The following is a 23,416-nucleotide window of genomic DNA, read 5'->3' as shown; positions in this document are numbered from 1 at the left end:
CCGTGATACCGGCGTCTGCGTTGTGAATGACTCCTTCCCCCCACCCCACCCTCCGTCATGCTCGGCCCTGAGCCGAGCATCCACACCGCCTCCGTCAGCAGCAGTCGCAGGGATCCCAGGCTCAAGGCCTGGGATGACGGCGAGTGGGGCTGGCGTTCTCGCCAAACTCGCCGCCGGTGTACAGAGACACACCTCGCCGGATGATTCATTAGGGCGGTGATGGCGCACGTGACCACACAGCCACGCCACCGTTTCGCCTACGTCACCCTTGTCACCAACGCCGACTACGCCATTGGTGCGACTGCGCTTGCCCGATCCTTGCGACGAACCGGCACCACCGCCGATATCGTCGTCCTCCATACCAGTGGCGTCGATGCAGCCGCCCTCGCGCCCTTGGAAGCTCTCGGCTGCCGCCTGATCGAGGTCGAGCATCTGCCGCTCTCCGACGTCTTCAACGAACGCCACGCCCGCGGCCAACTTCATTCCGCAGCGCCTTTCACCAAGGGCCGCAAGCCGGCGTTCCATTCGCCGCTCGACAATTTCTGCAAGCTCAGGCTCTGGCAGCTCGTCGAATACGAGCGCTGCGTCTTCATCGATGCCGATGCCCTGGTGCTGAAAAACGTCGACAGGCTCTTCTTCTATCCGGAATTTTCCGCCGCCCCCAATGTCTACGAAAGCATCGCCGACTTCCGCCGGATGAATTCCGGCGTTTTCGTCGCAACGCCGTCGCATGACACGTTCCGGCACATGCTCGAAAGGCTCGACACGCCGGAAGTCTTCTGGCGCCGCACCGATCAGACCTTTCTTGAGACCTTCTTCCCGGATTGGCACGGCCTGCCGGTCTATTTCAACATGCTGCAATATGTATGGTTCACCATGCCGGCGCTCTGGGACTGGAAGAGAATTTCGATCCTGCACTACCAATATGAAAAACCGTGGGAAAAGGATCACCCCAAGGCAGTACGGTTACAACCCTTGATCGATTTGTGGTATCGCTTCCACAATGATAGCGATGTGCCGGAGATCGCGGCGCTGGACAATCCGGAAGGGGCAGCATGAAGGTATTGGTATCCGGCGGAACGGGTCTCGTCGGCCGCTATGTCGTCGAGGAGCTACTGACCGCCGGCTATCAGGTGGTCGTCGGCGGCCGCCGGGCGCCGCATCCCAGCCTCTTCTCCCGCCCGGTCGAGTTCGCAGCGCTCTCCCTCGATCCCGACCAGGATCAGATCGACATTTTCGACGACGCCTATTTCTTCGTCCACGCCGCCTTCAGCCATGTTCCCGGCAAATATCGCGGCGGCGAAGGCGACGATCCGACGACCTTCCACAGGTTGAACCTCGACGGCACCGTCCGGCTTTTCGAAGCTGCCAAACGTGCCGGCACGCGCCGCTGCGTCTTCCTGTCCAGCCGCGCTGCCTACGGCGAACATCCGCCCGGAACCGAGCTCACAGAAACGACGCTGCCGAAGCCGGAGACGCTCTACGGCCAGATCAAACTCGACGCCGAAGGCGCGCTGACCCACCTCTCGACTCCGGGTTTTGCCGGCGTCAGTCTGAGGACGACCGGCATCTATGGCGATCTCTCGCCAAACAAATGGGACGGCCTCATCGACGATTATCGCGCCGGCCGGCCAGTCGCTCCCCGCGCAGGCACGGAGGTTCACGGCCGTGACCTCGGGCGCGCGGTGCGGCTGATGCTGGAGACGGAAAGCACCCGCATCTCCGGCGAGATCTTCAACGTGTCGGACATCGTCGTCGACACCCGCGACATCCTTGCACCCATCCGCCGTGAGACGGACTGTCGTCATGCGCTGCCAGCTCCGGCCGACAGCAAAGCGCTCACTCCGATGAGCACGGCGAAAATCCGCGCGCTCGGTTGGATGCCGGGCGGAACTCCTCTGTTCGAGGAAACAATGCGGCGAATGGCCGTCGCGCTGCCGACGTCGGCACACGAATCGACGCAGGAGCGATAGGCATCCCCTGACGATCGCGGCCGCGGCTGACACGGCGTGAAACCGCTGCGCTCCTGTCGCACCCTGCATTTGCATCGGACCTCCAGCCGTCTATGCTCGGCCGAACCTTTCACATCTGGCAGATCGAATGACCGCACGAGAACTGAAAGCGCAGTTGCGCAATGAACGGCTGGCCGCCCGGGACGCCATCTCTCCTGAGGAGCGTATCTCCAAAAGCCTTGCAATGGCAGATCATGCCGGCGAGGCTGTCGCCTTTGCGCCGGGCACGATCGTCTCCGGTTTCCTGCCGATCCGGTCCGAGGCCGATCTGCGGCCGCTGATGGCCCGGTTTGCAGCGCGCGGCGCGCGGCTGTGCGTGCCGGCGATCCTCGACAAGCAGACCATCGCCTTTCGGGAACTGACGCAAGACGTGCCTCTCATCGAGACCGGCTTCGGCACAGTGGCTCCCGGCGCGGAGGCCGACATTCTCGATCCCGAGATCATGCTGGTGCCGCTTTCGGCCTTCGATATCCGTGGCCATCGCATCGGCTACGGCGCCGGCTACTACGACCGCGCCATCAGCCGGCTAAGAGAGAAACGCCTGCATCCGAAGCTGATCGGCATTGCATTCGACTGCCAGGAAGTGGCACATGTGCCCGACGAGCCGCATGACATAAGCCTGGATGCCATCCTGACAGAAAGCGGCCTGCGCTTTTTTGCCTCTTGGATTGGATAGGGAATGCGGCTGCTTTTTTTGGGTGACATGGTCGGCAAGACGGGACGCACGGCGGTTTGGGACCGCCTCCCCGGCTTGATCTCCGACCTCCGGCTGGATTTCGTCATCGTCAACGGCGAGAACGCCGCCGGCGGCTTCGGCATCACCGAGGACATTTTTCTGGAGACGATCAATGCCGGCGCAGATGTGGTAACGACCGGCAATCACGTCTGGGACCAGAAGGAAGCGGTCGCCTTTGCGGGGCGCCACGATCAGTTTCTGCGGCCGGCCAACTATCCCCAAGGCACGCCCGGCCGCGGCTCCGGCCTTTTCTATGCCAGGAACGGCGCGCGCGTGCTCGTCGCCAATGTCATGGGCCGGGTCTTCATGCATCCGGAACTCGACGATCCCTTCAAATCGGCGGAGGTGATCCTCGACGCCTGCCCGCTGAAGGAGCAGGCCGATGCAATCATCTTCGATTTCCATGCGGAAGCGACCAGCGAGAAACAGTGTTTCGGCCATTTCGTCGACGGCCGCGCCAGTTTCGTCGTCGGCACGCATACTCATGTGCCGACCGCCGATGCGCAGATCCTGAATGGCGGCACGGCCTATATGTCGGATGCCGGCATGTGCGGCGATTACGATTCCTCGCTCGGCATGGACAAGGAGGAGCCGCTCAACCGCTTCATCTCCAAGATGCCGAAGGGCCGCATGGAAGCGGCGAGCGGCCCGGCGACGATCTGCGGCGTCGGCGTCGAGATTTCCGACGCCACGGGACTGGCCGAAAAGATCGCGCCGCTCCGGCTCGGCCCGCGGCTGGCGGAGACGGTGCCGGAATTCTGGCGGTAGACGCCGCTCCAACACGCAAATGTGAGCAGCCCCGGTCTGGACCCCTGCGACCTCTTGCCGCATTCTCCGGCATTCACGTGAAAGCGCCGGAGGGGTGGCATGAGGCCGCAACATCTTGTCCTCGCGATCGCATGCCTTGCCGCTTTCATCGTGTCGGATCACGAAGCAACGGCGCAGGAACAGCGAGCGCCCGTCAGCCAGTGCCAGGCGATCGCGCAGACAATCCCCAAGGCGACCTTCGCCAGCTTTTCCGGCGCCCAGCCGGTCGCACCTGCCGTCTCCGAGGGCGAGGACGTCAAATTCACCTTCCTCGGCCACTCCACTTTCGAGATCGATACGCCCGCCGGCATCATCATCGCGACCGACTATAACGGCTGGTATCGGCCGGCGGCGCTTCCAGACGTCGTAACGATGAACAAGGCTCATACGACCCACTTCACCTTGACGCCTGAGCCGGGGATCAAGCATGTGCTGCATGGCTGGAGCGATGATCCCGGCGAGGCAGCTAAGATCGATCTTGTGGTCGGCGACGCCCATATCCGCAACATCGCCACGGATATCCGCTTCAGCTATGGCCTCGGCGGCTCGCAGCAGAATGGAAACTCGATTTTCGTCTTCGAAATTGCCGGCCTTTGCATCGGCCATCTCGGCCATCTGCATTACGAGCTGACGGATACGCATTATACCGAAATCGGCCGCCTCGACGTCGTCATGGTGCCGGTCGACGGCGGCCTCACCATGGGCGCCGACAGCATGAGCCGTGTCATCAAACGGCTGCGCTCGTCGCTGATCCTCCCGATGCACCGCCGCGGCCCGCCGGTCAGTGCCTTCGTCGCCATGTTCGGCAAGGACTTCGATGTCGCTTATGCGCCCGATGACAGCATCACCGTCTCCATGCGCACGCTGCCGAAGAAGCCGCTGATCTACGTCATGAAAGGCGTGCAGTAAGAAGGTCCGGGGCGGGTTCCTTCAAGCCCGCGTATCAGGCAAACTGCAGGTGGCGTTTCACGCCGACGTCGGGCATCTTGTCGTCGTCGAGATTGGCCTCGGCGATCTCCCACCCGAATTTCAGGGTGTTGCCGGTGGAAACCCAGATCTCGGCATCATCGACATGCAGGGAAAGCATGGTGAGTTTCGGGTCCTTCTTGCCGCCGTCATACCAGGCCGCTACCATCGAACTCCAATATTCCTCGATCTTGGAAGGGTCGGGGCGTACCTCTATCACGCCGGAGAGGCAGGCGTGATAATCGTGATCCTTACCGATGACGCAAAAATGCGCGCGGCTGCCGGGCTTGATGGCGCGGACGATATCGGCGTCGGTCTTGGTGAAGAACCAGATGGTGTTGGTGGTGGGATCGGCATGCGGCGCCATCGGCTGCATGTGCATATCAAGCCCGGAAATTCCGAGCATGCCGGCATGAACGCCGTTGACCTGATCCCAAAGCTGACGTGCTGGTTGCTCCCGCGCCTCGCTGAGACTTGCCATGACCGTTCCTTTCCGTTGGATGGAGTTCGATTGAAACGTCATCCTTTCGCCTTTGTTCCCCGCGGAGGCAGTGGACGACGCCGTCTTTTCGGCGTGCGGGAATATGCGATAGTGCGCCCTGGCCGAGAAAGGATCACCATGCGAACAAGACATTTGATTCTGGCTTTGGTTTTTTGCGCAGCCTTTGCGCCAACGGTCCTTGCGGCAGAAAAGACCTTCAAGCCCGACGAAAATGGCCAGATCGTCTTCGTCACCCCGACAAGGAATATCGGCTGTGTCTATACGCCAAAGGGCGGCGTCGAAATGTATGTTCCCGAAGACGGTGGTCCGGAGCTTGCCTGCGATCGCAAAGAGCCGCTCTACGTCCGCCTCATCCTGTCGGCAAGCGGCAGCGCCTCCATCTTCAAGATGGTTGGCGATACAGCCTGCTGCAGCGAGGATCATATTCTCGACTATGGCGATACCTGGAGGGGAGGACCCTATTCGTGCGCCTCCGCCACGGAGGGGCTGCGTTGCCGACGCCGCGACGGACATGGTTTCCTGGCCAGCCGTAAGCGATTGACGGTTGAATGAAACGGGCGGCAGGCCCGCGCACCGTGCGGCAAATCCACCGCTTTTTCCTTGAACGGGTACCGTTTCGCTCTTATAAGGCGGCCCATTCCGAACAATGAGACGTGAACAGGGGTGCCATGGCTGGCCATTCACAGTTTAAAAACATCATGCACCGCAAGGGCCGTCAGGATGCCGTGCGGTCGAAAATGTTCTCCAAGCTCGCGCGCGAAATTACCGTTGCCGCCAAAGCCGGCCTGCCCGACCCGACGATGAATGCCCGCCTTCGCTTGGCGATCCAGAACGCCAAGGCCCAGTCCATGCCGAAGGACAATATCGACCGCGCCATCAAGAAGGCAGCCGGCGCCGATGGCGAGAACTACGATGAAGTCCGTTACGAGGGTTACGGCCCGGGCGGCACGGCGATCATCGTCGAAGCCCTGACCGACAACCGCAACCGCACCGCCTCCAACGTCCGCTCGATCTTCACCAAGGCCGGCGGCGCCCTCGGCGAAACCGGCTCCGTGTCCTTCTCCTTCGACCATGTCGGCGAAATCACCTACAAGCTTTCCGTCGGCGATGCCGACAAGGTGATGGAAGCCGCGATCGAAGCCGGCGCCGACGACGTCGAGACCGATGAAGAGGGCCACTATATCACCTGCGCCTTCGAAGCCCTCGGCGAAGTGTCGAAAGCGCTGGAATCCGGCCTCGGCGAAGCCGAAACCGTCAAGGCCGTCTGGCGCGCCCAGAACAACGTGCCGGTGGACGAGGAAAAAGCCCAGTCGTTGATGAAGCTGATCGACAGCCTGGAAGATGACGACGACGTGCAGAACGTCTATTCCAACTTCGAGGTCTCGGAAGAAGTGCTGGCCAAGCTCTCGGCCTGAGTTTTTCGGACATCCCGATAGAAAACCCGGCTGCAGCGCCGGGTTCAGTTGTTGACAAACCTTGCTCTTTACTCGCCGTCATCCTTCGGCCTTGTGCCGAGGATCTACTGCAGCCACGGCAGATGCTCGGGACAAGCCCGAGCATGACGAAAGAGTGGTTGGCCGCCTTTGAACCCGGTTGCGACGCCGGGCTTCTTCTGACGGGTAGCTCATCGCCTCGCGGATGTTCCGCTCTTAAGACGGCCGTTGCGAACCTATGCGGCCACCCGCATGAAATTTCCCAGGCCCGCGAATAACTCCACCGATCTCAGCCGTGTCTCGATATCATGGATCGGCATGGAAATGATCACCTCGTCGGCCTGCGTTTCCTTGAGAAACGCTGTCAGTTTCGCCTCCGCCGTCTCCGGCGAGCCGACCACGGCATAACGCAGCGTGTGTTCGACGTTCATCTTCTCCATCGGCGACCAGAACGCCTCCATATCAGCCACCGGACGCGGGAACGGACCGCGGACATTGCGGCGCAGATTGACGAACTGCTGCTCGGCGGAAGTGAAATGATAGTGCGCCTCCTCATCCGTCGCCGCCACCGCGCCCATGACGCCGACCATCACATAGGGCTTGTCGAGCGTTGCCGAGGGCTGGAAGCGGTCGCGGTAGATTGCGATCGCATCGAGCAGCATGTCGGGCGCAAAATGCGAGGCGAAGGCATAGGGAAGCCCGAGCATGGCGGCGAGCTGGGCGCTGTAGAGGCTGGAGCCGAGCAGCCAGATCGGAACATGTGAGCCGTTGCCGGGGACGGCAAGGATCGCCTGATTCTCGACCGGCGCGCCGAGCAGCTGCTGCAGCTCGACCACGTCGTTCGGAAAGCTGTTGGCACCGGCCTCGAGGTTGCGCCGCAGCGCCTGCGCCGTGCGCATATCCGTCCCCGGCGCACGCCCGAGGCCGAGATCGACGCGGCCGGGGAAGAGCGCCTCCAACGTGCCGAACTGCTCGGCGATGACGAGCGGCGAATGGTTGGGCAGCATGATGCCGCCGGAACCGATCCGGATGTGCTTGGTCGCGGCCCCGACATGAGCGATGACGACGGCGGTGGCCGCGCTGGCGATCCCCGGCATGCCGTGATGTTCGGCGAGCCAGAAGCGTTTGTAGCCGAATTCCTCGGCCTTGCGGGCCATCCGCGCCGAACTCTCGAGCGACTCGCTGACAGTGCTGCCTTCGGCAACGGGAGAAAGGTCGAGGATGGAAAAGGGAACCATGAGAAACCTGCCGGCCAGTTGAAGGATGCAGCCTATGTAGGTTCGCGCCCGCACCTTTCCAAACCATGCAGGCAAACAAAAGGGCCGCGCGGACGCGACCCCTTATTCGGGTTGAAAGCGACGCCTCAGCGGTGACGGCGCAGCACATGTACTTCGGCGCTTGGCCTGTGATCGCCGTGCGGCAGCGTGAAATTGCCGAGCTGGCGATCCATTTCCAGGGCTTCCGTCGCCAGCCGGTGGATCGCTGCCGTCGTTTCCTCGACCATCGCGGCATTCTGCTGCGTCATCGCGTCGAGTTCGGCGACGGCGCTGTTGATCTCGCGCAGCGTATTGGCCTCCTCGCGAGTCGCATCCATGATCTCATTGATCTGCCCGTTGATCGCCTCAACATGCGCGCCGATGCCGGTCAGCGCGACCCCTGCCCTTTCCACAAGCGACACGCCGCTTTCGACCTCATGCGTCGATTTCTGCAGCAGGCTGGAGATCTCCTTGGCGGCGCTCGACGAGCGCTGAGCGAGTTCACGCACTTCCATCGCGACGACAGCAAAACCTTTGCCCGATTCGCCGGCGCGCGCCGCCTCGACACCGGCATTGAGGGCCAAAAGATTGGTCTGGAAAGCGATATCATCGATGACAGAGATGATCGTGTTGATCTGGCGTGAGGAGGTCTGGATCGCCTCCATCGCTGCGATCGTCTCGCGCATGATCTGGCCGGAGCCGGTCGTCTCCTTCTTGGCGTCGCGGGCGATGCGCTCGGCCTGTTCGGCCCGCTCGATCTGCCGGCGGACGGACTGGGTGATGGCGCTGATTGCATTCGCCGTCTCGGTGATCGAGCCGGCCTGGCGCTCGGTGCGCCCGGCAAGCTCGTCGGCGCCGGTGCGCATCTCCTCGGAGCCCGCCCGCACCGCCATCGAGTTACCGCCGATGGCCGTCATGGTTTCGCTCAGCGTCGCGAGCGCTTCGTTGAAATTGATGCGCAGGCTTTCGAGCTCGTTCGGGAAGCGCCGCTCGATCTGATAGGCGAGATCCCCGTTCGCCAGATGATGCAGGCCCTCATCGATCGCCTCCACCACCTGCTGCAGCGTCTTCGCCTCTGCGTCGCGCTCGGCAAGGTTCTGCTGGCGGTCCTGCTCGGCCTGTAGGCGTGTCTCTTCGTTGGCGGCTTCCAGTTCGCGGCCTTCGATCAGCGACTGCCGGAAGCGGGCAAGCGCGTTGGCCATCGTGCCGATCTCATCTTTTCGGCTCAGGCTGCCGATCTCGGTGTTGAGCTTGCCATCGGCGACATCGCGCGTGACGCCGGCAAGCCGCGCAAGCGGCGAGAACAGAAAATTGGTGACGAGGCCGGTGGCGATCGCCATGACGACGAGCACGCCGATGCCGATCATCGTCAGCAAAGTGGCGATCTCCAGCGAGCCGGCATTGAGTTCGCTGAGCAGCACGCTTTCGACCACGAGGAAGCGGTCGCCGCGATAATCGATGCCGCGGACATAGGCGCGCGCGGAGCCGTCCGTCCTGTTGAAGTCGGCCACCGTCATCGCTGAACTGGCGAGCGCGTCCTTGATGAAGGTGAAGGGAGCGGCATCGAGCGTCGCAAGTTTGCCGTTCGCATCGAGACCGATCGCGGAACCATCGGCAGAGACGATCGCCGCCCGCGCGGTGCTGCCCTGAACAATCCCCTTTGCCAGGATGCTGGCGACGATATCGTCACGCACCTTGAACAGGATGATGCCCTTGGCCGCACCGAGCTTGACGATCGGCACGGCATAGAAGATCGCCGACCTGCCGCTGGCCGCATCGACGCGGAGCCCGGAAAAGCCTGTCGGTGCGGCATCATCGGTCGCCTTGGCGGTATTCTCGATCGCCTTGGCGAAGGCGATGCCAGCGCCGGTCGTCTTCCAGGCGTCCGACTTCAGATTCTCGGCGAAGTCGTCTTCCTTCTTGTAGGAATAGAGAACGGAACCGTCGAGATCGGCGATCAAGAGATCGCTGAAAGCAGTGTCTTCGAGGTCGCGGGCGACTTCGCCCTGCGTCTTCTCATGGTTCGAATAATAAAAGCCGCTCGGCGCTTCCGGCTTCATCAGCTTCTCGCGCTGATCGGCCGGGTTGGGATTGGCCGTGATGAAGACTTTCTTCAGCTCGGCGCGGGCATTGCCGGAGGTCTTCTCGATGGTCTTCCAGCCGCTCTTCAGGCTGGTGATCGACATCTGCAGCGCCTCGATGCGGGCAATGGAATTGGCCTGGTTCTCGAGCTGCGCCAGCTGGTCCTGCAGCATGTCGCCGCGGAAGATCAGCACGCTCTCCTTGGCCTTTAGCGCCTGCTCGTCTGAGATGCGGCTGCTGGCGAAATAGGCGAGCACGTCGATCACCGCGATCGACAGCACGGTCATCAGGATGAATGTGGCAATGACCTTGAAGGACAGGGATTGAAATCTCTGAGCCATGTACGACGAACCCCTTCTGAACGCGTCTGCCGGCGCGGGCAGGCGGCGTGAGCCAGATCGACCATCTTAAAACAGAACCTCGGGGGCTTATCTCTTGCGACACGAGACCCCCTTCGTATTCGACACTAGAATTCAAGCATCTGTTTTAATTCGCGGTAAATGGAGCAGCTTATTCGAGAAGGTTTTTGTTTTGTTCACATATCGATGGCAGTTATTTCGCAGTCGCTATAGGTTAAACCATGCAAAATACGATTCGCATCGTCGGCATCGATCCAGGACTTCGCCGCACCGGCTGGGGAATCATCGACACGCTGGGCAATTCCCTGCGGTTTGTGGCCTCGGGAACCGTGACCTCCGACGGAGACATGGATCTCGCCTCCCGCCTGTGCCAGCTGCATGACGGCCTGGCGGAGGTCGTCCACGCTTACAAGCCGGATGAGGCCGCCGTCGAACAGACCTTCGTCAACAAGGATGCGGTGGCGACCCTCAAGCTTGGCCAGGCCCGCGGCATCGCCATGCTGGTGCCGGCGCGCGCCGGTCTGCAGGTCTCCGAATATGCGCCGAACGCCGTCAAGAAGGCCGTCATCGGCGTCGGCCATGGCGAAAAACATCAGATTCACATGATGTTGAAGATCCTGATGCCGAAAGTCGAATTCAAGGGCGACGATGCCGCCGACGCCCTGGCGATCGCCATCTGCCATGCGCACAATCGCGGCATCAATCGGATGCGGCAGGCACTGGCAGGCTAATCTGTTCTTGACTTGTTCTATCAGTAAGGATAATTCTTACTTCGAAGGAGCAGCAAGATGCGCGTCACGTCCAAAGGCCAGGTCACCATCCCTCGCGATCTCAGAGAGCTCGCCGGCATCGAGGCCAACAGCGAGGTCATCTTCTCGATCGAGAACGGCAAGCTGGTTCTCTCGCCGAAGAACTGCAAGCAGGAGATCGAGGATCGGGGCCGGCTCGACCGTTTCCTGCAGACGATCCGCCGTCTCGAAGGCACCGGCGATCAGGCGATTGATGCCGAAGACCTCATGTCGATGACCCGTGATCGCTGATGGCAACGCTTGTCGATACAAACATCCTTGTCGATCTGGCTGTGGCCGGTTCGGACTGGCACGGTTGGTCTCGTCGAAAAATGCTCGATGTCTTCCGAGATGGCCCGGTCCTCATAAATCCGATCATCTATTCCGAATTTTCCGTTCGCTACGACGATATGGATGAAGTCGAGCAACTGCTTCCGCAGGATGAGTTCCGCCGCGAGAACCTGCCTTGGCCGGCTGTCTTCGCCGCAGCTCAAGCCTTCCGGCTTTACCGTCGCGCCGGCGGACGGCGCGAACAGATATTGCCCGACTTCCTCATCGGCGCACATGCGGCGATAAGGGGCTACAAGATTTTGACCCGCGACCCCGGCGGATACCGATCTTATTTCCCCTCCGTTGAACTTATCACGCCCGAAACGCACCCTTGAGAGACCACGCCCCATGATCGGCAAGCTGAAAGGCACCATAGACGAGATCGGCGAAGACTATGTGCTCGTCGATGTGCACGGCGTCTGCTACGTCGCCCACTGCTCGGCCCGCACTCTGTCCAAACTCGGCTCGGCTGGCGAGGCCTGCGTGCTGTTCATCGAGACCTATGTGCGCGAGGATCAGTTGAAGCTCTTCGGCTTCATGACTGCATTGGAGCGGGAGTGGTTCAACCTGCTGCAAAGCGTTCAAGGGGTGGGCGCCAAGGTCGCGCTTGCCGTGCTCTCGACCTTGACGCCGGGCGAACTCGCCAATGCGATTGCACTGCAGGACCGCGCCGCCGTTTCCCGCGCGCCGGGCGTCGGCCCGAAAGTGGCGATGCGCCTCGTCACCGAGCTCAAGAACCGGGCGCCGGCCTTTGCCGGGGAAGCGATCAATATCGCCCTCAAGCAGGAACTCGGCGAAGGTGTCGCGGCGGCGCCGGTCGCCGATGCGGTCTCCGCGCTGACCAACCTCGGCTACAGCAGAGACCAGGCGGCCAATGCAGTTGCGGCGGCGATGAAGACGGCCGGCGACGGCGCAGACAGCGCTAAGCTGATCAGGCTGGGATTGAAGGAGTTGGCGCGGTGAAGCCCGGAAAAACGACGGTTGGATATCGAGACGACCGTTTTTTGGTGTATTGCTGTGACAGGTTTCAAAACGGAATAAGAGCATGAGCGAACCCGCCCGCCTGATATCGCCGGAAAAGCGGGGCGAAGATCTCGACATTACCCTGCGCCCGCAATCGCTGGACGAATTCACCGGTCAGGCGGAAGCGCGCGCCAATCTGAAGGTCTTCATCGAGGCTGCGAAGAACCGCGGCGAGGCGCTGGACCATGTGCTTTTCGTCGGTCCGCCCGGTCTCGGCAAGACGACGCTCGCGCAGATCATGGCGAAGGAACTCGGCGTCAATTTCCGCTCGACGTCAGGTCCTGTCATCGCCAAGGCCGGCGATCTCGCCGCACTGCTCACCAATCTCGAGGAGCGCGATGTGCTCTTCATCGACGAAATCCATCGCCTCAATCCGGCGGTGGAGGAAATCCTTTATCCGGCCATGGAAGATTTCCAATTGGACCTCATCATCGGTGAGGGCCCTGCCGCCCGCTCGGTGAAAATCGATCTGTCGAAATTCACCCTGGTGGCGGCGACCACCCGCCTCGGCCTGCTGACGACGCCGTTGCGCGACCGCTTCGGCATCCCGGTGCGCCTGAGCTTCTATACCGTCGAGGAGCTAGAACTGATCGTGCGCCGCGGCGCGCGGCTGATGAACCTGCCGATGACCGAAGAAGGTGCGCGCGAGATCGCCAGACGCGCCCGCGGCACGCCACGCATCGCCGGCCGGCTGCTGCGGCGCGTGCGCGATTTCGCCGAGGTGGCAAGGGCGGAAGCCGTCACCCGCGAGATCGCCGACGAGGCGCTGACCCGCTTGCTCGTCGACAATGTCGGCTTCGATCAGCTCGACAAGCGTTACCTCAACATGATCGCCGTCAATTTCGGCGGCGGCCCGGTCGGTATCGAAACCATCGCCGCCGGCCTGTCGGAACCGCGCGACGCAATCGAGGACATCATCGAGCCTTACATGATCCAGCAGGGTTTCATTCAGCGCACGCCGCGCGGCCGTGTTCTGACCGCAATCGCGTGGAAACATCTCGGAATGCAACCGCCCAAGGACATGGAGGCTGCGCAGTTCCGGCTGTTCCAGGAGGACGACTGAGTGATCACCCGCCGCGGATTTTTCAAGCTTGTCGGCGGCGGGATCGCAGGCGTCATGTCGCTTGGTGGTTACGCCTTCGCCTATGAACCGCTGGCGCGGCTCGGCATCGCTCGTTACCGGCTGACGCCGCCGGGATGGACGCCGGGACTGAAGCTCCGCGTCGTCGCGCTCGCCGATATTCATGCTTGCGAACCCTGGATGTCGGCAAACCGCATCACAGCGATCTGCCACAGGGCGAATGAACTCGAAGGCGACGTCACCGTCCTGCTCGGCGATTACGCCTCGGGCATGAACATGGTGACGCAATACGTGCATTCGAGCCAGTGGTCGAAGGCGCTGGCCACTCTGCAGGCCCCTCTCGGCGTCCATGCGATCATGGGCAATCATGACTGGTGGGAGGACAGGACTGCCCAGAAGAACGGCGGGATGGAAACATTCGGACACCGGGCGCTTGCCGACGTCGGCATCCCGGTCTACGGCAATCGCGCCGTTCGGCTCGAAAAGGACGGCCGCGGCTTCTGGTTCGCGGGCCTCGAAGACCAGCTGGCGCTGCTGCCCGGCAGGAAATGGGGGCGCACACGCATGCTTGGCCTCGACGACCTCGACGGCACGATGGCGCAGGTGACCGACGATGCGCCCGTCATCCTGCTTGCTCATGAGCCCGATATCTTCCCGCGCGTGCCCGAGCGCGTCTCGCTGACGCTGTCCGGCCACACCCATGGCGGGCAGATCCGTTTCCTCGGCCGTTCGCCGATCGTCCCCTCGCGTTACGGCAATCGCTACGCCTATGGCCATATCGTCGAGGAGGGGCGCAATATCATCGTGTCCGGCGGCCTCGGCTGCTCCATCGCGCCAGTCCGCTTCGGCGTACCGCCGGAAATCGTCGTCATCGATCTCGGATAAGAACGTCATGAGCAAGCGTACCCTCATCCGCCTGACCGCGGGGGCCGAGCGTTTCAACTATCGCATCGCCGGCCTAGGTTTTCGTGATGGCCATGTGCTCGTCCATCGCGCCGTGCACGAGCCCTTCTAGACTTTTCCCGGTGGCAGGGCAGAGATCGGCGAGACGTCGGAGGAGACGCTGAAACGGGAGATGGTGGAGGAACTCGGCGTCGAGGTCACCGTTTCCCGCCTGCTCTGGGTCGTCGAGAATTTTTTCCACTATGAGCAGCGTGACTGGCATGAACTCGGCCTCTATTATCTGATGGAGATCCCGCCCGAATTCCCCTTTCAGTCGCACGAAATCATCCATCGGGTCGAAGACGGCGACAACCATCTCGAGTTCAAATGGGTGCGGGCGACGCGCGAGGCTCTGACTGCGCTCGACATCCCGCCCTATTTCATCGCTGATGACATCGAGAAGCTGCCGGCAGCACCCCGTCACCTCGTCTGGCGCGACGGCAATCTCGACGACAAGAACTGACGTCGTAACGTCATGCGTATGGCCGCAACGCAGAAGAGGAGATGTCTCGATGCCGACCTTCGATCCCGTTCGGGCGTTTCGCAAACTTGCCTATAACAACGCTCTTGCCAACCGCCGCCTGCTTCACGCCTGCGCCGCCTTGAAGCCCGGCGAGTTCGAAGCGCCGCGCACGAGCTTCTTCCCGTCGATCAAGGAAACCTTGAACCACATCATCACCGTCGACTGGTTTTATGTCGATGGCTTGGAAGGTGGCACGCTTGGCTACCAGGCCTTCGAGGTCGAAGAGCCCTTCGACGACATAGCGGCGCTCGGCGCTGGGCAGGCGGAGGTCGATCAGCGCCTGACGGCGCTCTGCGAGGCTTTGACCCCGGAAAAACTCGTCTCCATCGTCAAACTCCATCGCGGCGACCGCATCCAGGAGGAGCGCATGGAGGACGTGCTTGCTCACCTCTTCCAGCACCAGACCCACCATCGCGGCCAGGTGCATGCCATGCTTGCCGGCACCAGCGTCGCCCCGCCGCAGCTCGACGAATTCATCGTCGCCGATGATGCACGGCTTCGCGGCAAGGAACTCGGCGAACTCGGCTGGAGCGAGGAAAAACTGATACGTTAATCCTGCAGCCGCCTCTTCAGCCCGTCGATGATCGTCTTGGTGAGAAGGTCGTAATTCTCATCGAAGTGATGATCGCCGGGCAGCTCGATGACCTCGGCGCCGCTGTCCTTCAGCGCCGGACAGGCGACGTCGTCGTCATCGTCCTTGCCGTAGACGCATTGCACGAGTTTGGGATCGACGTTCTTCAGATCGGCGACCGGATCGCCTCCCGCCCCTTCCGTCTTCTGGCCGAGCCAACCGAGAACGGAGATGACGTAGTCGACTTGGTGGGAGAGCGACAGCAGCGACAATTGCGCCACCGCGGACTTCTCGGCCGGTTTCAGCAGCTGATAGGTCGCGGGCACGACATCGGCGCCGAAGGAATAACCGACGAGCAGCACATGCTTCACCTTCCACTGTTTGCGGTAGAAATCGATGATCTTCGAAAGATCGCCGGCGGTCTCCTCCGGCTTGCGCTCCGACCAGAAATAATGAAGCGAATCGACACCGACGACGGGAATACCTTCCTTCTGCAGGGTGCCGCCGACTTCCTTGTCGATGTCTCGCCAGCCTCCGTCGCCGGAATAGATCACCGCCATCGTATCGAGGGTGGGGGTGGCCTCGAGGATCGCCAGCGGCAAGCCGAGCGGATTGCCGAAGGCGCCCGAGGCGGTGACGAGGTCATCGAGCGTATCGGCAAAGACCGTCTGCGCGTCGTCGGTGGAATCGCGGATCTCGATCGCGGAATGGACTTTCTTCAGCGCTTCGGCATGCGCCCTGCCATCCTTGTCAGCGTTGGGCGTGAAGACCGATATAACGGGGTCCGGCAGCGCGCCGTCACTCAGCCCGTAGACCATGCGGCCGCCAACCGCCTTCTTCGAAGCCGGCGTGCAAAGTTCCTTGGTCAGCGGGATGCCGGCCTTCGGATCGACGGCAAGCGTCTGACCGATCGTCGCATCCGGTGTCTGCGCTGCAATTGCCAGCGCCAAGGCCCCGCCCTCGCCGATGCCGGCGACAATCGGCAGATGATAGGCGTTGTTGCCGGTCGCACGCTGCACCTGCTGGCTCAGCGATTCGATATCCGAGACCGTGTAGAGGCAGCCGTCATTGAGGCTGACATCGTAGCGGTCAAGCGCCTGGATATAGGAAGGAAAGTCGACACCGATCACGACGGCGCCTTCAGAAACCAGCCTGTCGGCCTCGGCCTTCTCGTAATCGCCCCAGCCGGCGGCATCCGAGATCAGCATCACCGTGCCCTTCACCTCGCCTTCCGGCAAGAAGATGTGCGGCGACGGAATGAGCCCGCTTTCGAAGCTCTGCGTGGTTTCCTCGGCAGCATGAGCCGGTGCGGCCGCGAGCATGCAGGCGCATGCCGTGGCAAGAAGGATTGTCCTGATCATTTTCTCACTACCCCTTTCAACCCGCCCCCAATCAGCAACGTCGCGTCCATCAACGCGATCATCGGATTGCCCCCTCCGGAGACCGCAAGATAGCGCGGTTGCCAGTGCGGATGAAACTTGGATTTGAATGCCCGAAGGCCTTTGAAGTTATAGAAGCGCTCGCCGTGCTCAAAGACGGTGCTGCCGATGCGGTCCCAGACCGGTGCCGCCTCGCGTTTCGACATGCCGGAAAGAGGCGCCATGCCGAGATTGAAGTGGGTGAAACCCTGACCTCGCAGATATTCCATGATCTGCACGAACAGAAAGTCCATCGAGCCCTTCGGCGCATCCGGCGAGAAGCGCATGAGATCGATCGTGCCCTCCTCCCGGGATTCGGTGACGAGGATATTGGCAAAGGCAACGATCTTGCCGTCCTTCTTCAGAATACCGACCGGTTGAGAGGAGACATAATCGGGATCGAAGGCGCCGAGCGAGAAACCCTTTTCCTTGGCGTTGTGGTGCTCGAGCCAGGCCGAGGAAACCGCGGCGAGATCATCGATGACCACGGGCACATCCTGCGGTTCGATAACGGCGAATTCCAACCCGTCGCGCTGCGCCCGGCTTGCCGTCTGCCGGAGATTCGCCCATTTGCCGCCCTTCATCTCGAAGGTCCTGAGATCGGCCACCGCCAGTTCGCCGAGCTTGAAGGCGCGCAGGCCGGCATCGGCGCAATGGGAAAGCAAGGCCGGCGAGATCTGGTAAAAAACGGCGCGGCAGCCCGCCGCCCGCGCCGCCTCGACGAAGCGCCAGACGAGTTCCTGCACGGCGCGATGATCGCCAACCGGATCGAAGAGCGCGATCCACGAGCGGCCCTGCCGGCCGTACATGATGAAGGCATCGCTTTTCTCTGAAAACATGATGCTCTTGTCGCCCATCCGCACCAGATTGGCGTCGGCATTGCCCTGCTTTCTGACGATGTCGACGGCGCGCGCCAGCGCCTCCTCCGTCGCCGGCTCCGGCCGGAAGGCCGCCGGCCGGAGCAGGCTGAAAATGGCAATCGCCGAGGAGATGATGGTGATACCGAGCACCGCGCGTAAGCCGCGCGGCGCTTCGGCGGTGAATTCGAACTGCCACCAGAGCTGGTTGCTGTATTCTACATCGCGATAGACGAAGAGCAGGATGACGACGGCGCCAACGACGATGACGGCGATCGCCGTTAACCAGGATGCCGTCATTGCCTGGTTGAGCAGCGACGCATGGCGGGTAAAGAGCCGGCGGCTGACGAAGAGCCCGAAGATGAGGAAGGCGAGAAAAGCAGCTTCGACCAGCGCAATCGCCTTCAACAGCGACAAGGTCAATGCCGCAACGGCTGAGAACACCGCCACCCACCAAGCGCCGTCTAGCCTCTGACCAAGGCCGCGCGCGGCGACCACCAGCGCCAATCCGAGCAGGCTGGAGAGGAAGTGCGCGCCTTCGACCATTGGCAGCGGCAGATAGTTGGACAGAAATTCCAGATTCTGATCCGGCGTCGGTGTGACGCTCGAAAACACCAGCATGACACCGAGCAGCAGCGCTAAGGTCGACAGCAGCTGCGGCATCAGCCGTCCGCCGATGCGCCGGACGCTGGAGGCGGCCGGGTGATCGACAAAACGACGCAGCTCCGTCGCGGAGACCGCGAGCACGGCGATCAACAGCGGCAACACATGATAGATCAGCCGGTAGAGCACCAGCGATCCGAGCACCGCATCGATATTCACCGCGCTGCCGAGCGAGGCGATAATCACGGTCTCGAACACGCCGAGCCCGGCTGGAACGTGGCTGAGCACGCCGAGACCGACGGCGATCGCATAGACGGCCAGGAAGGCCGGCCAGCCGATCGCTGTCTGCGGCAAGAGCACATAGAGCACCGAGGCCGAGGCGGCGATATCGAAGGCCGTGACTAGGAATTGACGCGACCAGGTGCGCGAATCCGGCAATCGGATCGCCACCGCACCGAGGTCGAGCACGCGGCCTTCGCGGCCGATGATCATGACAGCCCCGAGAATGGCGATGATCGTGCCGGCAATCAGCCGAAGAAGGAACGCGCTGACACCGATCAGCGGCCCGATCTCGCTGGCGATGATAATGAGGGCGATCGCCGCGACCCCTGCAAGCCCAAGACCGAAGGACAGGGTGACGAAGGCGATGATCCGGCCGATATCTTCCGGCGAGAGACCGAGGCGTGTATAGGCGCGGTAACGGATCGCGCCGCCCGAAAGGGCGCCGAAACCGGCGGTATTGCCGACGGCGTACGCACTGAAGGCCGTCAGCGCCACATGCGGAAACGGCAACTTCTTGCCGATATACTCGATGGCGTTGAGATCATAAAAGACCAGGGATAGGAAGCTGAGCGCGGTGAAGAACAGCGCAAGCAGGATCGCGCTCGGCCTGGTCGCCGCCAGCGCACCGACGACATCATCATACCGAACCTCGTTGGTGAGCTGCATGATCGCATAGCCGACGAGACAGAAGACGACGAGTGTCGCGGCTGCCGTCAGTGGCGTCCTGTACCGCCTGAAAAGCGCGCGAAAAGAAAACCCGTCCGTCGCTTCCATCTCTTCCAAATTGCCGTGACCCGACATCTCGTACCTGCGCAATTTCCAAACTCGGCGGGAATCATTTTTCGAAGACGTAACATGACGGGCATATAAGCTCTATGAAGCCATGCCGCCGCTACCCCAGCCGCGCCGCCTGCGCCTCAATTATCCTCAATTGGGGCGAATTTGCGCAGGCAAACTGTATTGGTACATTGCATTTTCGTAAGCTTGCGAAGAGTTTGCCGTCATGACGAAGATTTGAGACGCGAGCGAAGGACTGGACATGCAGGATGACTTGGCCTTCCTGATCCTCATCATCGGCAGATTGCTGCTCGGCGGTCTTTTCGTTGCCGGCGGCATCCATCATTTTTTCGTCGTCGTGCCGATTACCGACGCCATCGAAGCCCGCGGCATACCTTTTGCGAAATGGGTGCTGCTTTCCGGCAGCGCCTTTCAAATTGCTGCCGGCCTCCTGCTGACGCTGGGTTTCTTCGTCGTCGCGGCAGCGTTCGGCCTCATCATCTTCACGCTTGCCGCCTCGGTGATGCTGCTGAATTTCTGGGACATGGAAGGCACAGCCCGCGACAGCGCCATCAACAGCTGGAAAAGCAACATGGCCATTATCGGCGGTCTGCTCACCGCAGCCGCTGCGGCGATGTGAGACGTCAGGTGGCCGGCTCACCGCCGGCCCGCGCATGCGCAGCATAGCGCGCCGCGGCGGCATCCACGTCCACTGCGCGATCGCCGGCCACCTGCACCGTCGGCACGGCGAATTCGATGCCGTTTTCCTTGAAGGCATTGCGGATCATCGCCAGTGCATTGCGGCGGATAACGAACTGTTCGCCAGGCTTCGTCATCATCGACAGGCGGATCTCGATCGCGAATTCACCGAACTGCTCGACGCCTTTCATCTTCAGCGTTTCGATGATATGCGGGCCGAATTCCGGGTTTTCGAGCAACGTCTGGCCGATCTGCTTGATCACCTTCTTCGCTTTGACGAGATCGGTGTCGTATGTGACGTTGAGGCTGATCTTGTCGATCGTCCAATCGCGGTTCAGGTTCTTTACCGCGCCAAGTTCGCCAAACGGAACCGTCGTCAGCGGACCGCGATGATGCCGGAGCTTCACCGAGCGCAGGCTGAAGGCCTCGACCACGCCTTTGTGACTGCCGCTTTCGATATATTCCCCGACGCGGAAGGCATCGTCCCAGAGATAGAACATGCCGCTGATGACGTCCTTGACGATCGTCTGGGCGCCGAAACCCACCGCAACGCCGACGACGCCGGCGCCGGCAATCAATGGCCCGATCTCGATGCCGAGGCCCGAGAGCACCATGAGAACCGCAATGACGGCGATGACCACGGCAAGGATATTGCGGAAGATCGGCAGCAGCGTCTGAAACCGTGCATGTTTGGCCTTCTCCTCGTCCGTCGCGCCGCCGTCCAAGGGCGAGCCGAGCAGCTTGCCGTCGATATAGGCTTTAACGACGTGCCAGAGCAGATCGGCAGCAAGCAGGATGATGATTCCGCCGATGACGCCGCGGGCGATCTTATCGACCATTTTGTCGCCGGCCGCCATTGTGTCGGCGCCGACGCCGAGCAGATGGCCGAGCCAGATGGCCGCGAATCCGATAATCAGCGCCCGCACGCCGCGGTCTAGCAATACGGCCGCAATGCGGCGCGTGGCAAGGAAGCTTGCCTCGGTCTGCTGCAACGATTTCACCGCAATCGTCGAGACGGCGAGCACCCGCGGCAGCATCAGCACATAGATGCCGAGCCAGAGCAGCCAGTTGAACCCCGTGACCCACAGCCCCCAGAGCAATAGGAAATAAATGGTGAGCGCCCAGGAAATCCCATGACCGCGCTTCTCGTCCTTCTGAGGCCGCGACCAGACAGCTTCGATCGCGATCAGCAGCAGCCCGATGCCGAGGATGTAGCCGACGAAGAGCCGGGCGCTCGGGGAAAAGCCGAGCGGCTCCATCGACTGGATAGCCGCCCAGCCAAGCATAAAATAAATCACGAAGATCGCAGAGCGGCGATACCAGAAGTGCGCGACGGCGCGTGACGGCATGGTCGGCACGTTCACGCCTTGCCGCTCTTCCTCGGCCCGCGCCAGCCCGATGAGATCGACCAAGACGCCGCCCAGGCAAATCGTGAAACGCTGGACGATGAGCGCGATGGCGCAGAGGATTGCGACGCTCTGGCTGAGCGGCGGCCAGCTGAGACTGAAAAGCGCGAGCATGGTTGCCGCGGCGAAAATGAGAGCCGGCACGACGCGCGGCGTCAGATGCATGCCCGCCATTTGAGCCAGGCGCCGCCGACGACGGCGGAAGGCATAGCGGGCCATGCTTTCGACGATGGCTCCGAGCAGGAAGATCGCCAGGAATTGCGCGATCATTCGACTCCAGCCGGTGGCGGCGAGCTCACCGACGAACAGCGAGGACGCATTGCCGATCTGCGAGGGCAAGATCATTGCCGCGTCGGACACCATCGAGACATGCCGGCGGGCATGCTGCAGCAGGCCCGAGAGAACCGACATCTGGTTCTGGGTCGCCAATTCGGCCGCAGAGGGTGCCGCCATCTGCGTCGCCATCCACTGCTTGACCTCCGGTGCCTGCATGAGCTGCATCATCTCACGCACCTGAGCCGGCGGGGTATTTGAAGCCGGCGCCTGCACAGGCGTTTGGGAAAAACCAGGCGAAGCCGCCGAGAAAAGCGCAACGAATGCCAAGATGCCGAATATGGCGGCTTTTAAGCCCGCCGCCGTGCCGCGTCCCATGACCGCCCTCCAATGGAGTGTCGGCCGCGTGGATTGAAGCAGCCCCGACATCTCCCTTTCCGCAATGGATACTCGTGACCGCAGCCGCCAGCAAGGCGGCAGGAAAACCATACCAATGGCTAGTCATGATGCCGAAAAATGTCAGCAATTTTCGAAGGACATCGTGCTCTAACAGTTAATTTAAAACAGGATTCAGCTGCGGCCCCTTAAGATTTCGGCGCCGCCTTTTCCACATGGCCGCCGAAGCCAGCGCGCATCGCCGACAGAATCTTGTTGGCGAACTCGTCATTGTCGCGCGAGGCGAAGCGGCCGTAGAGAGCCGCACTCAGCACCGGCGTCGGCACGCTTTCATCGATTGCCGCCATGATCGTCCAGCGGCCCTCGCCGCTATCTGAGACGCGGCCGGCAAACTTCGAAAGTGCCGGATCGGCATGCAGCGCATCGGCGGTGAGATCGAGCAGCCACGAGGTGATGACGCTGCCGCGGCGCCAGACTTCGGCGACATCCTGCAGATTGAAATCGTATTGGAAATGTTCGGGATGGGCGAGCGGCGCGGTCTCCGCATCGGCCTCATGCGAGGCGGCGCCGATATTGGCGTGTTTCAGGATGTTGATGCCCTCGGCATAGGCGGCCATCAGGCCGTATTCGATGCCGTTATGGACCATCTTGACGAAATGGCCGGCGCCATGCGGGCCGCAATGCAGGTAGCCCTGTTCCGCGGTGCTGGCCGCAGCCGCTTCGGCGGTGCGATTGGGCGATGCTTCCGTCTTGCCGACGCCGGGGGCGAGTGTTGCGAAGATTGGCGAAAGATGCGCGACGGCGCTCTTTTCGCCGCCGATCATCAGGCAATAGCCGCGTTCCAGGCCGAAGACGCCGCCGCTGGTGCCGACATCGACATAATGAATGCCTTTGGTGATCAGTTCGGCGCCGCGGCGGATATCGTCGTGATAATAGGAATTGCCGCCATCGATGACGATATCGCCGTTCTGAAGCAGCGGCACCAGGCTCGAAAGCACCTTATCGACGATCGCCGCCGGCAGCATCAGCCAGATCGCCCTGGGATGCTGCAGCTTCGAGACGAATTCCTCGAGCGACGCGCTTCCGATCGCGCCGAGGCCCGCGAGCTCGGCAACGCTTTCGGGTCTTGCGTCATAGACGACGCATTCGTGACCGCCCCGCATCAGGCGCTGGACCATGTAGTTGCCCATGCGGCCCAAACCAATCATGCCAAGCTGCATATGAATCTCCTGGAAACCAAAATGAAGTATCGACTCCGGAAACTAGCACCCGCAGTGTGACAGGCAAGCGAAGT

At 61.8% G+C, this 23,416-nt stretch carries 22 protein-coding genes and 1 pseudogene; 16 read left to right on the top strand and 7 right to left on the bottom strand.

What is annotated here, in order from left to right; all coding sequences use genetic code 11:
• Positions 1-219 precede the first annotated feature (219 nt).
• From PYR71_RS18580 to PYR71_RS18560, 5 genes are all read left to right on the top strand, one after another.
• The gene (locus PYR71_RS18580) at positions 220-1,059 is read left to right on the top strand and encodes a glycosyltransferase (protein WP_275620371.1); all 840 of its coding nucleotides are present in this window, start codon (positions 220-222) and stop codon (positions 1,057-1,059) included.
• Positions 1,056-1,973 carry an NAD-dependent epimerase/dehydratase family protein gene (locus tag PYR71_RS18575; RefSeq protein ID WP_275620370.1) on the top strand — a complete coding sequence of 306 codons (918 nt, stop codon included), beginning with the start codon at positions 1,056-1,058 and terminating at the stop codon, positions 1,971-1,973. The genes PYR71_RS18580 and PYR71_RS18575 overlap by 4 nt, the downstream gene beginning before the upstream one ends.
• Before the next feature lie 127 nt (positions 1,974-2,100).
• On the top strand, positions 2,101-2,688 hold the full coding sequence (locus tag PYR71_RS18570; protein ID WP_183918105.1) for a 5-formyltetrahydrofolate cyclo-ligase: 588 nt from the start codon (positions 2,101-2,103) through the stop codon (positions 2,686-2,688).
• Positions 2,689-2,691: 3 nt separating this feature from the next.
• Positions 2,692-3,516, top strand: coding sequence for a TIGR00282 family metallophosphoesterase (locus PYR71_RS18565; protein WP_097604023.1), 825 nt, complete (start codon positions 2,692-2,694; stop codon positions 3,514-3,516).
• A gap of 99 nt (positions 3,517-3,615) precedes the next feature.
• Positions 3,616-4,464: an MBL fold metallo-hydrolase gene (locus PYR71_RS18560; RefSeq protein ID WP_275620369.1), complete on the top strand. Its 849-nt coding sequence runs from the start codon at positions 3,616-3,618 to the stop codon at positions 4,462-4,464.
• Between the two features lie 34 nt (positions 4,465-4,498).
• On the opposite strand, the gene PYR71_RS18555 is transcribed toward PYR71_RS18560, so the two are convergent.
• Entirely contained in the window at positions 4,499-5,002 is a 504-nt protein-coding gene (locus PYR71_RS18555) for a pyridoxamine 5'-phosphate oxidase family protein (protein ID WP_275620368.1), read from the bottom strand.
• A gap of 93 nt (positions 5,003-5,095) precedes the next feature.
• Here PYR71_RS18555 and PYR71_RS18550 point away from each other — a divergent pair, with 93 nt between their 5' ends.
• Positions 5,096-5,575: a DUF6636 domain-containing protein gene (locus tag PYR71_RS18550; RefSeq protein WP_275620367.1), complete on the top strand. Its 480-nt coding sequence runs from the start codon at positions 5,096-5,098 to the stop codon at positions 5,573-5,575.
• Positions 5,576-5,691: 116 nt separating this feature from the next.
• Positions 5,692-6,438, top strand: a complete 747-nt coding sequence (locus PYR71_RS18545; protein WP_097664114.1) for a YebC/PmpR family DNA-binding transcriptional regulator — start codon at positions 5,692-5,694, stop codon at positions 6,436-6,438.
• Positions 6,439-6,692: 254 nt separating this feature from the next.
• On the opposite strand, the gene PYR71_RS18540 is transcribed toward PYR71_RS18545, so the two are convergent.
• Both PYR71_RS18540 and PYR71_RS18535 read right to left on the bottom strand, forming a co-directional pair.
• Entirely contained in the window at positions 6,693-7,694 is a 1,002-nt protein-coding gene (locus tag PYR71_RS18540) for an LLM class flavin-dependent oxidoreductase (RefSeq protein WP_275620366.1), read from the bottom strand.
• Between the two features lie 125 nt (positions 7,695-7,819).
• Positions 7,820-10,135, bottom strand: a complete 2,316-nt coding sequence (locus PYR71_RS18535) for a methyl-accepting chemotaxis protein (protein WP_275620365.1) — start codon at positions 10,133-10,135, stop codon at positions 7,820-7,822.
• A 239-nt stretch (positions 10,136-10,374) separates the two neighbouring features.
• Between PYR71_RS18535 and ruvC the strand changes: the two genes are divergently transcribed.
• From ruvC to PYR71_RS18495, 8 genes and pseudogenes are all read left to right on the top strand, one after another.
• Positions 10,375-10,884, top strand: a complete 510-nt coding sequence (ruvC, locus tag PYR71_RS18530; RefSeq protein ID WP_275620364.1) for a crossover junction endodeoxyribonuclease RuvC — start codon at positions 10,375-10,377, stop codon at positions 10,882-10,884.
• 57 nt (positions 10,885-10,941) lie between these two features.
• Positions 10,942-11,193: an AbrB/MazE/SpoVT family DNA-binding domain-containing protein gene (locus tag PYR71_RS18525; protein ID WP_010004698.1), complete on the top strand. Its 252-nt coding sequence runs from the start codon at positions 10,942-10,944 to the stop codon at positions 11,191-11,193.
• Complete coding sequence (locus PYR71_RS18520) at positions 11,193-11,606, top strand: type II toxin-antitoxin system VapC family toxin (protein ID WP_064811280.1); 414 nt, start codon at positions 11,193-11,195, stop codon at positions 11,604-11,606. The genes PYR71_RS18525 and PYR71_RS18520 overlap by 1 nt, the downstream gene beginning before the upstream one ends.
• A gap of 13 nt (positions 11,607-11,619) precedes the next feature.
• Entirely contained in the window at positions 11,620-12,234 is a 615-nt protein-coding gene (gene ruvA / locus PYR71_RS18515) for a Holliday junction branch migration protein RuvA (RefSeq protein ID WP_004669783.1), read from the top strand.
• An 82-nt stretch (positions 12,235-12,316) separates the two neighbouring features.
• On the top strand, positions 12,317-13,357 hold the full coding sequence (gene ruvB / locus PYR71_RS18510) for a Holliday junction branch migration DNA helicase RuvB (protein WP_183918093.1): 1,041 nt from the start codon (positions 12,317-12,319) through the stop codon (positions 13,355-13,357).
• Entirely contained in the window at positions 13,358-14,260 is a 903-nt protein-coding gene (locus tag PYR71_RS18505) for a metallophosphoesterase (protein ID WP_016737174.1), read from the top strand.
• A 7-nt stretch (positions 14,261-14,267) separates the two neighbouring features.
• A pseudogene (locus PYR71_RS18500) lies at positions 14,268-14,780 on the top strand (NUDIX hydrolase).
• A 49-nt stretch (positions 14,781-14,829) separates the two neighbouring features.
• The gene (locus PYR71_RS18495) at positions 14,830-15,393 is read left to right on the top strand and encodes a DinB family protein (RefSeq protein WP_275620363.1); all 564 of its coding nucleotides are present in this window, start codon (positions 14,830-14,832) and stop codon (positions 15,391-15,393) included.
• Here PYR71_RS18495 and PYR71_RS18490 read toward each other — a convergent pair.
• Together PYR71_RS18490 and mprF are read right to left on the bottom strand one after the other, a co-directional pair.
• Positions 15,390-16,772: a virulence factor family protein gene (locus PYR71_RS18490; protein WP_275620362.1), complete on the bottom strand. Its 1,383-nt coding sequence runs from the start codon at positions 16,770-16,772 to the stop codon at positions 15,390-15,392. The two genes, PYR71_RS18495 and PYR71_RS18490, sit on opposite strands and share 4 nt — an antisense overlap.
• A complete protein-coding gene (mprF, locus tag PYR71_RS18485; RefSeq protein WP_275620425.1) occupies positions 16,769-19,372 on the bottom strand; it encodes a bifunctional lysylphosphatidylglycerol flippase/synthetase MprF in 2,604 nt (867 codons plus the stop codon). The genes PYR71_RS18490 and mprF overlap by 4 nt, the downstream gene beginning before the upstream one ends.
• 238 nt (positions 19,373-19,610) lie before the next feature.
• On the opposite strand from mprF, the gene PYR71_RS18480 reads away from it, so the two are divergent.
• Entirely contained in the window at positions 19,611-19,988 is a 378-nt protein-coding gene (locus PYR71_RS18480; RefSeq protein WP_275620361.1) for a DoxX family protein, read from the top strand.
• A gap of 4 nt (positions 19,989-19,992) precedes the next feature.
• Here the strand turns inward: PYR71_RS18480 and PYR71_RS18475 are convergent, their stop codons facing one another.
• Both PYR71_RS18475 and gnd read right to left on the bottom strand, forming a co-directional pair.
• Positions 19,993-22,104: a mechanosensitive ion channel family protein gene (locus PYR71_RS18475; RefSeq protein WP_275620360.1), complete on the bottom strand. Its 2,112-nt coding sequence runs from the start codon at positions 22,102-22,104 to the stop codon at positions 19,993-19,995.
• A 206-nt stretch (positions 22,105-22,310) separates the two neighbouring features.
• Positions 22,311-23,342, bottom strand: coding sequence for a phosphogluconate dehydrogenase (NAD(+)-dependent, decarboxylating) (gene gnd / locus PYR71_RS18470; protein WP_183918082.1), 1,032 nt, complete (start codon positions 23,340-23,342; stop codon positions 22,311-22,313).
• Positions 23,343-23,416: the final 74 nt, after the last annotated feature.

The sequence above is a fragment of the Rhizobium mulingense genome (genome assembly GCF_029194105.1).
In the GTDB taxonomy this organism is placed as follows: domain Bacteria; phylum Pseudomonadota; class Alphaproteobacteria; order Rhizobiales; family Rhizobiaceae; genus Rhizobium; species Rhizobium mulingense.
Note: the sequence above shows the minus strand (reverse complement) of the source record. Positions and strands in the feature narration are given on the sequence as shown.

What these genes read in the sequence shown, in the direction of transcription:
- PYR71_RS18570 (WP_183918105.1), top strand. Translation starts at nt 2,101, where the DNA reads ATGACCGCACGAGAACTGAAAGCGCAGTTGCGCAATGAACGGCTGGCC.
- PYR71_RS18475 (WP_275620360.1), bottom strand. Translation starts at nt 22,104, where the DNA reads ATGGGACGCGGCACGGCGGCGGGCTTAAAAGCCGCCATATTCGGCATC.
- PYR71_RS18520 (WP_064811280.1), top strand. Translation starts at nt 11,193, where the DNA reads ATGGCAACGCTTGTCGATACAAACATCCTTGTCGATCTGGCTGTGGCC.
- PYR71_RS18495 (WP_275620363.1), top strand. Translation starts at nt 14,830, where the DNA reads ATGCCGACCTTCGATCCCGTTCGGGCGTTTCGCAAACTTGCCTATAAC.
- PYR71_RS18565 (WP_097604023.1), top strand. Translation starts at nt 2,692, where the DNA reads ATGCGGCTGCTTTTTTTGGGTGACATGGTCGGCAAGACGGGACGCACG.
- PYR71_RS18545 (WP_097664114.1), top strand. Translation starts at nt 5,692, where the DNA reads ATGGCTGGCCATTCACAGTTTAAAAACATCATGCACCGCAAGGGCCGT.
- ruvA (WP_004669783.1), top strand. Translation starts at nt 11,620, where the DNA reads ATGATCGGCAAGCTGAAAGGCACCATAGACGAGATCGGCGAAGACTAT.
- PYR71_RS18490 (WP_275620362.1), bottom strand. Translation starts at nt 16,772, where the DNA reads ATGATCAGGACAATCCTTCTTGCCACGGCATGCGCCTGCATGCTCGCG.
- PYR71_RS18560 (WP_275620369.1), top strand. Translation starts at nt 3,616, where the DNA reads ATGAGGCCGCAACATCTTGTCCTCGCGATCGCATGCCTTGCCGCTTTC.
- PYR71_RS18480 (WP_275620361.1), top strand. Translation starts at nt 19,611, where the DNA reads ATGCAGGATGACTTGGCCTTCCTGATCCTCATCATCGGCAGATTGCTG.
- ruvB (WP_183918093.1), top strand. Translation starts at nt 12,317, where the DNA reads ATGAGCGAACCCGCCCGCCTGATATCGCCGGAAAAGCGGGGCGAAGAT.
- PYR71_RS18540 (WP_275620366.1), bottom strand. Translation starts at nt 7,694, where the DNA reads ATGGTTCCCTTTTCCATCCTCGACCTTTCTCCCGTTGCCGAAGGCAGC.
- PYR71_RS18525 (WP_010004698.1), top strand. Translation starts at nt 10,942, where the DNA reads ATGCGCGTCACGTCCAAAGGCCAGGTCACCATCCCTCGCGATCTCAGA.
- PYR71_RS18580 (WP_275620371.1), top strand. Translation starts at nt 220, where the DNA reads ATGGCGCACGTGACCACACAGCCACGCCACCGTTTCGCCTACGTCACC.
- mprF (WP_275620425.1), bottom strand. Translation starts at nt 19,372, where the DNA reads ATGTCGGGTCACGGCAATTTGGAAGAGATGGAAGCGACGGACGGGTTT.
- PYR71_RS18575 (WP_275620370.1), top strand. Translation starts at nt 1,056, where the DNA reads ATGAAGGTATTGGTATCCGGCGGAACGGGTCTCGTCGGCCGCTATGTC.
- PYR71_RS18535 (WP_275620365.1), bottom strand. Translation starts at nt 10,135, where the DNA reads ATGGCTCAGAGATTTCAATCCCTGTCCTTCAAGGTCATTGCCACATTC.
- PYR71_RS18555 (WP_275620368.1), bottom strand. Translation starts at nt 5,002, where the DNA reads ATGGCAAGTCTCAGCGAGGCGCGGGAGCAACCAGCACGTCAGCTTTGG.
- gnd (WP_183918082.1), bottom strand. Translation starts at nt 23,342, where the DNA reads ATGCAGCTTGGCATGATTGGTTTGGGCCGCATGGGCAACTACATGGTC.
- ruvC (WP_275620364.1), top strand. Translation starts at nt 10,375, where the DNA reads ATGCAAAATACGATTCGCATCGTCGGCATCGATCCAGGACTTCGCCGC.